Annotated in this window: 16 protein-coding genes; 5 read left to right on the top strand and 11 right to left on the bottom strand. The window is 56.0% G+C overall.

The window, feature by feature from the left end; genetic code table 11:
- Positions 1-9: 9 nt before the first annotated feature.
- The 3 genes from CPZ01_RS15800 (at position 10) to CPZ01_RS14545 (ending at position 2,436) form a co-directional block, all read left to right on the top strand.
- Positions 10-234: a DUF7123 family protein gene (locus CPZ01_RS15800; protein WP_004594599.1), complete on the top strand. Its 225-nt coding sequence runs from the start codon at positions 10-12 to the stop codon at positions 232-234.
- The gene (locus tag CPZ01_RS14550; protein WP_050050397.1) at positions 231-1,232 is read left to right on the top strand and encodes a DUF63 family protein; all 1,002 of its coding nucleotides are present in this window, start codon (positions 231-233) and stop codon (positions 1,230-1,232) included. Before CPZ01_RS15800 ends, CPZ01_RS14550 begins: the two co-directional genes overlap by 4 nt.
- Positions 1,233-1,299: 67 nt before the next feature.
- Entirely contained in the window at positions 1,300-2,436 is a 1,137-nt protein-coding gene (locus tag CPZ01_RS14545; RefSeq protein WP_231554253.1) for an NAD(P)/FAD-dependent oxidoreductase, read from the top strand.
- 156 nt (positions 2,437-2,592) lie between these two features.
- On the opposite strand, the gene fni is transcribed toward CPZ01_RS14545, so the two are convergent.
- The 3 genes from fni to CPZ01_RS14530 all read right to left on the bottom strand — a co-directional run bounded on the left by fni (position 2,593) and on the right by CPZ01_RS14530 (position 5,714).
- The gene (gene fni / locus CPZ01_RS14540) at positions 2,593-3,675 is read right to left on the bottom strand and encodes a type 2 isopentenyl-diphosphate Delta-isomerase (RefSeq protein WP_049986204.1); all 1,083 of its coding nucleotides are present in this window, start codon (positions 3,673-3,675) and stop codon (positions 2,593-2,595) included.
- Between the two features lie 316 nt (positions 3,676-3,991).
- Entirely contained in the window at positions 3,992-5,266 is a 1,275-nt protein-coding gene (locus CPZ01_RS14535) for an IS4-like element ISH8B family transposase (protein WP_010890432.1), read from the bottom strand.
- A gap of 151 nt (positions 5,267-5,417) precedes the next feature.
- Entirely contained in the window at positions 5,418-5,714 is a 297-nt protein-coding gene (locus CPZ01_RS14530) for a hypothetical protein (protein ID WP_049986203.1), read from the bottom strand.
- A 481-nt stretch (positions 5,715-6,195) separates the two neighbouring features.
- Between CPZ01_RS14530 and CPZ01_RS14525 the strand changes: the two genes are divergently transcribed.
- Positions 6,196-6,741 (top strand): DoxX family protein, encoded by a 546-nt coding sequence (locus CPZ01_RS14525; RefSeq protein ID WP_231554252.1) that lies wholly within the window; start codon positions 6,196-6,198, stop codon positions 6,739-6,741.
- 6 nt (positions 6,742-6,747) lie between these two features.
- Positions 6,748-7,035: a hypothetical protein gene (locus CPZ01_RS14520; protein WP_004594603.1), complete on the top strand. Its 288-nt coding sequence runs from the start codon at positions 6,748-6,750 to the stop codon at positions 7,033-7,035.
- A 244-nt stretch (positions 7,036-7,279) separates the two neighbouring features.
- Here CPZ01_RS14520 and CPZ01_RS14515 read toward each other — a convergent pair whose 3' ends face one another.
- From CPZ01_RS14515 to CPZ01_RS14485, 8 genes are all read right to left on the bottom strand, one after another.
- Entirely contained in the window at positions 7,280-8,128 is an 849-nt protein-coding gene (locus CPZ01_RS14515; protein WP_227262414.1) for a plastocyanin/azurin family copper-binding protein, read from the bottom strand.
- A gap of 134 nt (positions 8,129-8,262) precedes the next feature.
- Positions 8,263-8,616 carry an SHOCT domain-containing protein gene (locus CPZ01_RS14510; protein WP_049983674.1) on the bottom strand — a complete coding sequence of 118 codons (354 nt, stop codon included), beginning with the start codon at positions 8,614-8,616 and terminating at the stop codon, positions 8,263-8,265.
- Positions 8,617-8,622: 6 nt separating this feature from the next.
- The gene (locus CPZ01_RS14505; protein WP_004048654.1) at positions 8,623-9,039 is read right to left on the bottom strand and encodes a DUF302 domain-containing protein; all 417 of its coding nucleotides are present in this window, start codon (positions 9,037-9,039) and stop codon (positions 8,623-8,625) included.
- Between the two features lie 99 nt (positions 9,040-9,138).
- Positions 9,139-9,486, bottom strand: a complete 348-nt coding sequence (locus CPZ01_RS14500; protein WP_049986201.1) for an SHOCT domain-containing protein — start codon at positions 9,484-9,486, stop codon at positions 9,139-9,141.
- Between the two features lie 63 nt (positions 9,487-9,549).
- Entirely contained in the window at positions 9,550-9,867 is a 318-nt protein-coding gene (locus CPZ01_RS14495; RefSeq protein WP_004048656.1) for a hypothetical protein, read from the bottom strand.
- A 272-nt stretch (positions 9,868-10,139) separates the two neighbouring features.
- Complete coding sequence (locus tag CPZ01_RS15290; protein ID WP_123624180.1) at positions 10,140-10,844, bottom strand: DUF7546 family protein; 705 nt, start codon at positions 10,842-10,844, stop codon at positions 10,140-10,142.
- A gap of 33 nt (positions 10,845-10,877) precedes the next feature.
- Positions 10,878-11,459: a helix-turn-helix transcriptional regulator gene (locus CPZ01_RS14490; protein WP_004048657.1), complete on the bottom strand. Its 582-nt coding sequence runs from the start codon at positions 11,457-11,459 to the stop codon at positions 10,878-10,880.
- Between the two features lie 125 nt (positions 11,460-11,584).
- A complete protein-coding gene (locus CPZ01_RS14485) occupies positions 11,585-12,973 on the bottom strand; it encodes a permease (protein WP_049986199.1) in 1,389 nt (462 codons plus the stop codon).
- Between the last annotated feature and the right edge of the window lie 271 nt (positions 12,974-13,244).

The raw sequence follows: 13,244 nt of genomic DNA, 5'->3' as shown, positions 1-13,244 counted from the left end.
TCTAGATCAATGTCGAATATTTCCCGGCACACGGTTCGAAGGTACCTCGTCGAGACAGCCAGTAGCGAACCGACATACCTCCGGGCTCGCGAGATTGCCAGCGACCTCGACGGATCTCCCAAGGCAGTCGCGCAGTACCTCAGCCAGCTCCAGGACGAACTCACAATCGTTTCACTCGAACAGTGGGGGCGCTCGAAAAGCACGACGTGGCGATTGGAGGTGAACGGGTCGTGAGTACTGTCACCCGCCGCGTCGAGACTGTCCTTCCGGAGACCGGCTCACGCGAGTGGTGGGCGCTGTACCTGCTGGCCCCGCTCGTCCTTCTCGGTGGGGGCATCCTCGTGTTTCCGACGTTGGTCTACGACCGGTTCATCTGGCAGTATCTCTGGGGACCAGTCGTCGCCGATGCGGCCGGTCAGCCAGTCACGCACGAGGGGATTCGTGCTGTCCAGGGCTACAACGCGGTGAACACGGTAATCTACCTCGCGGCAGTCGTATACAGCCTCCCCGGACTACGTGCGTATCTCGACCAACTCGACGTCACGTTCGACGCACGACTGGCCTACGGGTTCGCTCCGATCATCATCGCAGGTGGGGCGATGCGCGCCCTCGAGGATCTCGGGCTGCTCGGGGACTACGCGGTGTGGTTCATCACGCCATCGATTTACATCGTCGTCACCGCTGTCACCATCCTCGCGCTCGGTGTCGGTGCACTCTTGCGTGACCAAAATATCGGATCTATCCCGCTAACAGTCGGGCTCGTCGGGTCGGTGTGGGCTGTCGGGGCCGTCTGGTGGGCTGTTTGGCACGGCCTCTCGACATCGACCCCACTCCGCCTATGGGTTCCTGTCGCGACGACGGGGATAGCGCTCGGCGTAACCGCACTCTACTACTGGGGCACGAGTTTCGCCAATATCACCCACCTTCGACACCCGCTAATTCTGCTGGCCGTTTTCGGCCAGTTGTGGGACGCTGCGCAGAATCTCATCGGTGTGACGTTCCTCGGCTACTCCCCAAAGCTGGTCGTGACGAATCTCGTGTACCAGGCGACTGGATTCTCCGGATCGACGTTCGTGCTGAAACTCGTCGTGACTGTCGGCATCGTGTGGTATCTCGCCGATGCGAAAGAGGAGATGAATCACACGTGGTGGTGGCTTATGACGTTCTTCATCGGAGCGATCGGACTCCCGATGGGCGTTCGTGGGTCACTTCGGATGCTGTTGGGAGCTTAACGATGGCCTCAAAGATTGGCAAAAACCGATGACTCGAACGTCCAAAATTGCGGTAATAGGTGGAGGGATGGCCGGGCTTGCAGCAGCTGCTGGATTCGACGACGCTGGATTCGTCGTCGAACTATATGAGCGGCAGTCCTACGATAGCAAAGGCGTTAATTGCGGAGAAGCGATGACAGCGGTATCGAAGATCCCACTCGAACCGACTGTAGAGAACGGCTTTCTCAACCCGCTGCCAGCGATGGAAGTGGAGGTGTATGACGGAATCGACGCCGATCGCCACCGCACTGGAGCCGGCACCTTTCCTGCTGCGGATACATATATAACGGACCGAAATGTCGTTGAGCAGTCCTGGGCAGAACAACTCTCAGAGAAGGGTGTTGACATCCACGAAAACCAGTCTATCACACGGACAGATTTCCACGAGTTCACCGATGAGTATGATCTCGTCGTTGATGCAACCGGTCAGCCATCACTCTCTAGTAAAGCGCTCGGAACAACCAACGAGTATTCAGGATATATGGTAGCGCTTAACAGTGATGTCGAAGGGGACTTCACCGAGTTGTACCCGAACAGCCGGATAATTCTGGAGAACTATACAGGGTACTCGTGGGCATTCCCGAAGACATCGCAACGAGCCAACGTTGGTATCGGCTGGACGGTCAGTGACCGGCCTAATGATTATATGAAGGCATTGAGGGAAGCCTGTGAGCGGAATGGGTGGCCAGTCCCGTCGCAGGAACGGACGAACGTCGCAATCATTCCCGAGGGACCAAGCCTTGATCCCGACAGAACCCATCTACCGGAGCATTCAGTCGTACGAGTGGGTGATGCTGCAGGTATAGCAAACCGACTCACCGGAAAGGGGATCTCACAGGCCGTTGAATCGGGATTCTTGGCCGCAGAGCTGGCTAACAGAAGCCAATTACGCAATTATCCTGATAGATTATATCAGAGGATGAAAACGGAGTACATTTTCGCCACAGTTGTGAGATACTTTCTTGAAACTCGTAATCCCAAGGTTCTGGGAGCAGCAATTCGTGCCGCTGCCGGGATCGATATTGAAGACGTTGACCGGTCTCCGAGTGCAGTTCTACTGCGTCTCCTCCGCCACCCTGTTTTATTTGCCCGTATTTTCTCGAGACGACGAGTTTTAAACCGTGTCTATGGAGGAATGACTAACCAGTGGGAGTTAATTGATTGATATCCACTCGAGTTAAATTCTCGGCTCTGTTGAAATCCTTAGAGGATGATAGCTTCGGTGCCCGCTGCGGTCAGTACAGGTTGGACAGATATCGGAGTCGGCTCTCTCTTTCCCGATGTTGTTCTATCTATCCTGCTGAGACTGGAGAATTCGGTATTACTCGCTACTGGTTCGTTGTTCCACGTACTCGCGCGTCTCTCCGTGCAACACGTATTCCACCTGCTGAAGCTCGTCGATCGACCCCGAGCCGGTGACGAACATCGCTGTCCGCAGCTCGGCGATCAGGTCCTTGACTCGTTCGATGACAGCGTCTGGCCCGTCTGTAGCTGGTTTCAGGAACGGTTTCGCCAACCCGCCGGCGTGGGCACCCAGGGCAATCGCTTTTGCCACGTCCAATCCCGTTCGTACACCACCACTCGCAATTACGCAGTCGTGTTCGGCAACACACTCGATCGTGCTTGCAGCGGTTGGGATGCCCCATTCTCGGAACAGGGTGCCGATTCGTTGCTGTCGCGGCGCGTTCGCGGCTGCTGCGCGATAGGCCTCGATCCCGGACCAAGTCGTCCCACCTTTTCCAGCGACGTCAATCGCGTCAACGCCTGCCGCAGTCAGCTCTCGGGCAGTCTCCCCGGAAATTCCGTTGCCCGTTTCCTTGACGATAATCGGCACCGAGAGTGCCTCGGACACTCGTTCAACCGCAGCTACACAGTTCCGCCCATCGACATCGCCTTCAGGTTGAGTGGCTTCCTGGAGGAAGTTCAGGTGGACCGCGAGCGCGTCGGCGTTAATCATCTTGACTGCCTGCTCGACCATCTCGATGTCGTACTCTCGAAGCTGTGCAGCGCCGAGGTTCCCGTAGATGAACGCATCGGGTGCAGCATCGCGGACGACCGTGTACGATTCAAGGACGCGTTCGTCGTCGAGTTCGAGGCCTGCTCGCTGGCTACCGAGACCCATGGCGATACCGGTCTCGCTGGCGGCCCGGGCCAGCGCCCGATTAATCTCCGTCGTGTTCTGGTGCCCGCCAGTCATGCTCTCGATGAAGATTGGGGCAGATAGGTCGTGACCCAGAAAGTCGATGGAGGGGTCGATCGCGTCGTAATCGAGTTCCGGAAGCGCGTTATGGATGAGTCGGACGTCGTCAAAGCCCGTCCCTGTCGTTTCGACGTCCCGCTCCTGAACGATTTGAAGGTGGTCGTCTTTTCGGTCTTCAGTCTCCGAGGAGTCCTGCGCCGTCATTAGTCGAGTTTGTACAAGAGATGGGAAAACAATACTGTTGTATCGACTCGCCCCCATTCTAACTATTCTTGAAATGATAATATCCTGGGGTCGCTCTGTGTCTGTATCCAGCATTGCGCTGCTATACGACATAAATGACAGAGGTACCAGTGATAAGTTCGCAGGCCTCCTGAGCAGGCAATTCACCATTAACAGCTCTGAGATCAACCTCCTTGTGAACGGTTCTATGACATCTTCGGTGGAGAGTACCACTGCGAATTGTCCCTACCATGGTCAATAAGCTCGTCGGGAAAGATCAGTAGACATTCGTCTTTAGTTAAGACTCACACCTCGGTTGTGTAGCGGTAGCGAGCGTCTCTTGTAAGATCGGTCGTTGCTTGTGGATCTTCTGTGCGTCCTCGATCAGCCGCTCCAACAGCGGCGGTGGCGAATAACCGAGGTGCTCACCGAGTTCGTGGAGGATGAGCTGGGCGTGCGACCGGAAGGTCGCCGCCCAGCGTTCCGGTGGAAACACGAGCTCATCATCCGCCTGCTCGGTGACCAGATCCAACAGATCACGGCTCACAAGCAGTGACAGCAACGCTGCGTACAGCAAGATCTTCACCACGTGCTCGTTGCTCGTGTCGAACTCGTCCAGGTCGTACTGCGTCTTCAACTCACGGAACAGCAACTCCACTTCCCACCGACACCGGTAGATCTGCGCTAAATCCGCCGGAAAGAACTCCTCTCGCGACAGATTTGTCACGTATAGATGGTAGTCGTCGGCGTCCTCGTCGCGGACGCCGACGACGCGGAACCGCTTCGTATCCAGCGACCGCGTCCCGTTGTACGGCCCGCGCTTGAACTCGACTTCGACTTCCACATCGATGTACGTCCGGTCGAGATCGTCGAGCACATCACGGAGTTGCTTGCCCTCCAAGGGAATGGCGCGGCCGCGCCATTCCCGTAATTCATCCGTAATCACCGGATTCGCGTTCTGTTTCAGCCGGCTCACGAAGGAGCCGCCGTTCTCGTCGATCCGCGCAAACCGTCGGTACTTGAAGTACGCGAGGTCGAACAATACGAGGCGGTTCTCAAGCCACGACCCTGTCTTGAACAGCGTGCTGTCGTGTGCTTTCTCGTCGGTAACGTCGATCCGTTCAATCGTCTGTTCAGTGGCATTGTGGAGCAGGTGGAGCTTCGCTCCAGCCTGCTCCTCGTGGCGGGCTTCGAACTGATCAGCGAGAAACTCGTGTAACCGCAACACCGTTCCATCAGCGATCATTACATCACTGAATCGGTCGATGTCAACGTCAACAGTGTCGGGAACAGCGACCTCGTCGAGACCGTGCTCGACGAGGTCGCGGAAGTACTCCGCGAGCGTCGGCGTCAACCGCTGATAGAACCCACCCGGTGAGATCGGCTCGTCAGCTGTGGAGTTGTAGCTGCGTCGAAACCCTGCGAGTGTTCGGCGTTCGCCTGCGGCGAAGCCGAACACGAATGCCCAGACGAAGACGGGAATCTGGAGCTTGCGGTCGCGTTCGACCACGCCGAGTTCCTCGGCGTGCTCTTCGAGGAACTCGGAGGGAAACAGTGTAGTGAGCCGACGCATAATCCGTGATGAGGAGGTTTCGTTGTGCACACTCGACACCTCCTCATTCCTTCCGAAAAGTAGCCTCGATAAGCCGCCACTGTCACGCGGTTCGTCTCCTAACTAAAGACGGATGGATCAGTAGAGAGAACAACAAGACCGACGGTTCTCTTCAGATAATTAATTCGAGATCGAGAAAGGGAGTAGCGACGATGCACAGCAATACGAGGATCGCCGCGGAACGGAGTACGCCTACCGCCTGTAGCTGGGTCTCTGGGAGGGACTCGGCGATTCCGGACAGCGCAGTTCCGACGACCATAAATAGTAACCACCGGGTTTCGCCAGCGTCGCCGACGCTCCAAGCGTACACGAACATGCACAAGAAGGTAAGCGACACGCCGAACTGAAAGAGTGCCATACGACGGCCTTGTGGCTCGTTGAACAGCACCTCGCTGATATAGGGGACCATAAGCGACGCGTTCCTGTTTCCGGTACAAAATAATGCCGCAACGCGATCCCAGTAGAACATCCTCTCCCGTGCTACACGATTCCTCTGCGGGAGACGGTAGGTGACATACTGCGAAATGCGTACGTGTAGTGAGGCCGCGATTCACGCTACAATGTATCTGGAGAAGAGGATTTCAACAGAGCCAAATTCTCAGAATCTGTTAGCTACTGAGAGGATCGGTAAGTACAAAGGATTAGATCAGTAGATGAATTCAGTCCCTCAAACAGAATTTTCCGAAATCCAGAAATCGGTGGGCTCAGCTTCATCGGTGCTCCTGCTTACATGCCCCAGCACACAATCAGTGCGTTGAGGGTGACCGAATTCCTTCTTGAGGATCATCCAACTCACCTCTGACACCCGCGTTCCTGCAATGAGCCCCGACTCTTAGAGATCACGAACCACCACCAATCTTTTTACCACTTCTGATAAACTCAGTCGTGAGGTGAAGTATGCCATGTCAACACAATCCATTCGAACGAGATTTCTCGGAACTGAGACGTCGTTCTCGGTCTCAGGAGCCTGGTTGTCGTATTGGATCCTGCTGCTTCGGCTGACCGCCGGGTGGTGGATGCTCCACGCCGGCCTTGACAAGATCTGGGCGTGGCCCTTCGACGCCAGCTGGTTCGTCGGCGGAGCCGCTCAGGGCACGATTCTCGCCCCCTTCGTCACGCCGTTCAGCGACGGCATCCTGTTGGCGTTCGTCAACGTGGCGGTACCGCTTGGGCAAACCGCCATCGGTTTCGGGCTGATACTCGGTGTCCTCACGAGGACCGCCGCCTTCTTTGGTGCCTTCATGATGCTGTTCTTCTACTTCATCAACGGCTACGGTGGCGGCTGGGCCAACGGTATGGTCACGGGTGAACTACTTGGGATCATGGTCTTCGGAACCATTGTGGCACTCGGAGCGGGCGGCGTCCTGGCAGTCGATAACCGCCTGCGTGAGATGGAACTGTTCGAGAACACGCGATTACGGAAACTCCTCGGGTGACTACCAATGAGTGACTTATCAACGGCAGACCAAATCGCCATGTACGTCGGCGGTGGCTTGGTTGTCTTGGGCGTCGTCGTGATCGGCCTGCTCGACATGCTACTGGGAGCCGGGCACCCAGTCGATAGCGAGGGAGCAATCGAACACGCTGCAGTGGTCCCCATCGACATTAGGGCGGGCATCATCCTGCTCGGCTTGGTGATTTGGGGACTCGTCGCCGTTTACAAGTTTGCCGCAGGGTCGGCACCGTCGGGATCGACTACGGGCCAAACCCCATCCGGCATGGACGACTAGTTCAACAACTCAGTCTACGGCTCTCTCGTTGGTGTGGGCTACTGGATATCTTCTCCTCGTAGCCGTGCTCGCAATTGGTGTTTACTACCGAGCCACACAGGCGAGTTGATCACAAGAGAAATCAGTCATAAATGGAACAAAACAAGTCACGGGATCGTTCTGAAATCAAAGGTATCGGTGAGGGCGGTATTCTCTAATCCCCGAATCACTTGACCCCGGTGAGTTCACCCTCTCACGGTGGCAATCAGTTGGAGATGTCCTCATCAGTAGCATCTAATCGCTCACGGCGACGTCTATACTCCTCCTCGTCAATTTCGCCCCTGGCATAGCGGTTCTGGAGCGTTTTTCTGGCTGAGTCGTCGGTAGTCGATTGAGGAGATTTTTGGTTTCCAAGCCAGTAGAGCCCGCCACCGAGAACGCCCAGCATTCCGAGTACGCCACCAACAGCTGGTAGCCCTCCAACTCCACCTCCGTTGCGGCCACTCATCATTCCAGAACCACCTCGTCCCATCATTCCACCCCCAGTATTCCCGCTTCCATCGCTGCTTGAGCCGTAGGCGACTGTACCCTGGTCAACAATCGCCTCACTCGATGGGACCTCTCCATCCGGGATTGAATCCTCCTCTGCCGGTCCGCCAGGACTGCCAACTACGATCCGTCCGACCATCCCAATCGACTTGTGCGGGATGCAGTAGTAATCATACGTCCCTGGCGTTTCGAACGTATATTCGAAGCTCCCGTCTGAGATCGTCCCACTATCGAAGGCGGAAGCGCCCTCCGGAATACGATCTGCGTACGCCGTAGCGGAATGTGCCCCCGCTGCGAGTTCAAATTGAACGGTTGTCCCGGGATCAACACGTAGGCCGATTGGGTCGAAGTAATTGTTTCCCATCTCCACGATGGGCGTCTCCTGTGCGTTCGCTGACTGAGCAAAGCCGGTGCTGGCGACTGCGCTGGCACCGACAATGCCTAAGAATTGACGTCGGCTGTGATGTGTCATGTTGTCTGGATCATTCTTCGGTGGGTAGCTACGCGCGATACTGGTGCGAAGACTTCGGACGTGACTCACTCCGAACTTGTCGTTTGTTCCCATTACTACTCATAACCATATGCTGAATCGAGCACACCATTTCGATGTAACGGAACGATGCTGCCGAACGGTTGGTTTCGATACCCTCGAGTCGATCCGCAGGTGTTCAAACGGGTGAAACGCGGTTTGGGTAGTGGTCACTCTGATTGTTCGAGCTTTTCTCGTCGGGCTTCGAACTCTTCGTCCGTGAGATCGCCACGAGCGTACGCCAGACGTAACTCTTCCATCGCGGGATTATGAGACGTCTGTGTCTCGCTCATCCGCCGGAAGATGAGATATCCACCGCCCAGAAGCGCAAGGAGGAAGATGACCGGGACGAGCATCCCGATGAGGGGCCACCAACCACCTGTGGTACCGTACTGGCCCATCATTCCTCCGTATCCCATCATCCCACCGAACCCCATACCCATTGTGAGCAAGGGAAGGAGGATGAACGCTCCGAGGACGATGAGCAGTATCGTCGTCGTATCCAGTTGATCCGATGATGCCATCAGAGATCAGGCCTCCGATGCGGATCCGAACTCGTCAGTTACGGCTGCCAGTACGCGGTCGAATCGTTCGCTGACCTCGGTCGCGACGGAGTCAAGCGCGTCGTTATCAGCGATCCCGACTAACTGTTCCGGGTCGACCGCACTCACCACGATGACGCCGTCATCGTTCTCGTAGACGATGACGTTACAGGGCAAGAGCGCACCGAGTTCAGTTTCTACACTCAACCCTTCGTATGCCAGCGGAGGATTGCACGCACCGAGGATGCGATACTGGCGGAACTCCTCACCGAGTTTCTCCTTGAGCGTCGCCTGAATGTCGATGTCACAGAGAACACCGAATCCCTCGTCTTTGAGCGCGGCATTCGTTGCGTCGACGACATCGTCGAACTCTCCATCAATCTTGGTTTGTATTGTGTAACTCATGTAATACTGTATCCTGTTTACGCACTTAAGCTCCCGTCGCCCCAACTGGCAGACGAGAATTTTTTCTCGACGATGCTCCTTCTATTTCGGTCATGGGCACTACTCGAGTTGCTTTCGTCGACGTTCGAACTCTTCATCGGAGAGTTCACCGCGAGCGTAACGCTCACGAAGAACCGAAAGCGGCCGACTATCACTCCTCTCAGAATCTCTGTTGAGGAGTGAGTAGACGAGATAGAGCGGGACGACGATTAGGAGCCCCATCCAAAGGAAGCTCCAGAGGCCCATTCCACCGCTGAAGACCCCCCAACCGCCGCTACCCATCATACCGCCGCCGTAGCCTCCACCACCGTGAGCCGCTGCGGTGCCCGTTGCTACAATCAACAGCGGAACCGCTAGTATTGCGATTCGACGAGTCGTCCGCCCGAGAGTGTTGGTGTAGTGTGTCATTGTGATCGTTGAGTCAGTAAGTCGAATATCTATCGTGTCAGACGAGGATCCGAACAGGGATCGTTAGCAGCCGTACCCCTGTCCGTTCATCCCCGTCGCGGTGTGATTGTCGTCCGCCATATCTTGGGCCATCTCGTCGACGGTCACGCCCATGTGCGCTTCCATCTCGTCAACGGCATTCGGGCCCATGTAGTCGGTCATGTGACCTTCCATCCAGGCCGCCCAGTCTGCTGCACTACCATCGGCTGGCGTCCCTTCAGCTGCCGTCTCGTTCCCCTGGATCGGTTCGTCACCGTGTGCGCTAACTACCGGGGCGGCAAACGCGAGTCCGACAATCGCGAGCACCACGAGCAGCCATCGTCCGAGGTTTCGGTTGGTCATTGTTTTTCGCCTCAAGTAGTCATACGGTGGGTTCGGGGTTATCTTCGTGGGAGTGAACTCAAACAGGAGAGCGTTCAAGAACGTCTATAACGCCATCTAAACGTTTTCTACTGACGGGATCGTTCATACCTGCCGAATTCGAAAGGATCAGAGGAATGGTGAGAGCAAAGGGGATCCGTCGAGACTGTTCACCTCATTGCGGCGATCCAGACAATAACCACGGTTCAGGCGGCGAGGGAGGCTCGGGTATTGCTGACCACGAACGAGATGGATCAGTTCCCTCGGAACTGGTGATACTGCCTCGTGAGTGCCTGACGATGGTAGAGGATTCCAATTGTCATGAGGAACAGAACGGTCGCAATTTCGTAGCCATACGCACCAAGCAATAACATCGTTGAAGAACCACTCAGTCCGCCTGCAAGTAGTACGGCAAACAACGGGCTAACGCAGGCAGGGCACGCCACAATCCCGACTATTCCTCCGACTGCCGACTGCGAGAAATCAAGCAATGCATCATAGACGAGATACGCCAGCGCGAACAGGCCAACCGCTTGGTAAGGAATGAGCGAGACCGTGATCAGGTCACCTGTATAGACGAAGACCGGACTCCATCCCAAAGATCGACCCCACGTTATTCCGAAGCCGCTTGGTCCAGTGAGCTGCCCGAAATGAGAGGTGCTCGGTCCAAGTAATCCTGAAAAATAAAACATCACGATGAGATATAGAGCAACGACAAGTGCGGCACCAATACGATACACTCGACGTTTCGTTACAGGTCGAGTGTGCCAGATCACCCAGACTGAGGCGGTGAACCAAATAAATGGAAGGACGAAATGGGTCCACCGGCTCCCCATATCTCCTGTGAAATATGCGTACACCAACCCGGCGATCAACTGTGCGGCGAGGAGGAGATTGAGCCACGTGCTTGACTTGAGAACCCGGCTAATGCGATCAGTTTCGAGTGTTGCTTGTGACATGATGGGTAGTGTTAGTATGAATTTCTACGTCTGTTAGTTCTGCAGGTCATCACTCGGATACACGCGGTAGGTTCGACCCTGTCGTTCCCGATACAGCAGCCCGCGCTCCTCGAGTGAACTCACGGTCTGGCTCACTTTACTCTTTGAGAACTCAGATCGATCCCGAAGTTCGATCTGCGTGATTCCAGGCGAGTTCAGGACGGGTTCAAGGACGCGTCGTTCATCATCCGGTAAGAGATCGAGAACGCGCGCTTGCGGATCCGATTCAGGATTGATAGGCGTCGCCGGCGAGGCGTCATCGTCTATCGATGTAGGCGTTGCCTCCGATACCTGATCGGGGTCGATGTGATCCGCTGAGTCGGTTGTCGAATCGATGAGATTCCCTCGAACCACGTAATAGATGCCACCGATACTGCCTGCGACCAGAAGGGTTCCAACCACGTACCAGAGAGGATCTGGACCGTGAATCGCCCCCATAGACGAGTCCATCATCGGCCCCATCGACTGCTCGATAGCGCGACGCTGTTGATAGGCCCGCCAACTGAGTAGTCCGCCAGCCAAGAGGACGAACCCAAGGAGCACACCAACGACGGTATCCGCTGGACGTTGGTTCATATGACATCCCCTTGTTTCGATATCTGACTGCTCATACAATCAATTTTGGCGCGACAGGTGTGACAATTGCGGATTGAAGGTGCGATGATGAAGTGCTTCACAGCGGATGAACCACAGTACATCTATCAGTGATCGTGATCGTGGTTTGTTATCTGCGGGCTTTGATCAGCAAATTCCGTGGGCTCTTCCTCGAATGCCCGCTTACAGGTCTTCGAGCAAAAATAGTACGTCATCCCATCATTGGACGCACTCGGCCCCTCATCGTCGGTCCGCATGCCACACACCGGATCACGATACTGACCTGGTGCGCCGATTCCACGTCGGTAGACATACAGGAGGAACCCGGAGAGCGCGAAGGCGATAATATTGAGGTAGAACGTGTAGTTGAGCTCGAAGTACGTCTGTTCGGTCGCCGTCTCGCCACCGGCCAGATCTGGTACGATGCCGAGGGCGTCGAACAGCAACTCCATGAGGAAGCCAGTGAACGCCATCGTCACGAAGAAGACGCCAAGGATGTACAGCATGATCTTCCAGCCGTAGTACTTCCGGTAGACGTTCAGGACGGGCACGGTGATGAGGTCGGCGTAGACGAACGCGATGATCCCGGCGAAGCTGACGCCACCGCCCCACAGCGCGACGGCGAACGGGACGTTGCCCATACTGCCGACGAAACTGAGGACGGCGATGATGACGCCCATGACGGCGTTCTCGGCAGTCACGAGCAGGCCGTCGCCCTGAATGAACAGCGTGTTCCACACCCACTGCGGGACGAAGACGATGACGAACCCAGAAATAAGGAAGCCGGCGACGATGTCTTTCCAGATCATCGACCACTCCTTGCGGTACTGATTCCCGACCTTGTACCAGCCACCCCACGACAGCAACTCGTCACGCCACCCGCCGCTACTCGACGTCTCCTGGCGATAGGTCTCCATACAGCCCTCCGAGCAGAATTTGAGCGTCTCACCGCCGTCGGTCGTGAGCGTGTACTCGTCTTTCCCCTCCATCCCGCAGGTGGGATCTTCCGTGACGCCCGCCTGGCGGTCGCGCTCGTTGAGCTTCTCGCGGACTTCGTTAAACAGGTTTTCGGGAAGCGTAAGGTGGACGATGGCGGCCATGACGGCGATGAGAATCAGGCCGCCGAGCAGTTCCGCGACGAGGAACTCCCAGCCAAGCAGGATGAGAATCATCAGCCCTAGTTCGACGATGAGGTTCGTCGACGCGAACATGAACGCGAGGAAGTTCACCGCGTGCGCCCCCTTCTTGAACAGGCCCTTCCCGATGGCGACGGCGCCGAAACTACAGCCACTGCTTGCTGCTCCGAACACAGTCGCCTTGGTAAGTCCAGTTAGATCGCCCTCACCCAGCACCTGTGCCATCCGCTCCTTCGAGACGTAGACCTGGACCAGACTCGTAATCGTGAGGCCCATGATGATCGCCCACGCCGCCGTCCAGAGAAATCCGACACCGATACGAAGGGATTCAAGAACTCCGTCGATTATCGTCGCCTGCATAGGTGTATCATTGTAGGGATCATCTATTGCGGTTTTGATTAGAATATACTGCCTATGAGGGTATCAGTACTATGGCATCGTAACCGTCGGCCATAGATGATCTATCGTGAAGAGGGGAAAACATTGCAAACCTCCACAAGCTCCACGGAATCCGACTTCAGATTCAAAAGGGGAATCTGATTAAATCACGCCGACGTATTAGAGGCTAATGGGACCAGTAGAGACCGATGATATCCCAAATGAGGGGAACACCACCTGGAAGAACAGCCTT

Source organism: Halorubrum trapanicum (assembly GCF_002355655.1).
GTDB lineage: Archaea > Halobacteriota > Halobacteria > Halobacteriales > Haloferacaceae > Halorubrum > Halorubrum trapanicum_A.
The sequence above is the reverse complement of the archived record's forward strand: the minus strand, read 5'-3'. Positions and strand labels throughout refer to the sequence as shown.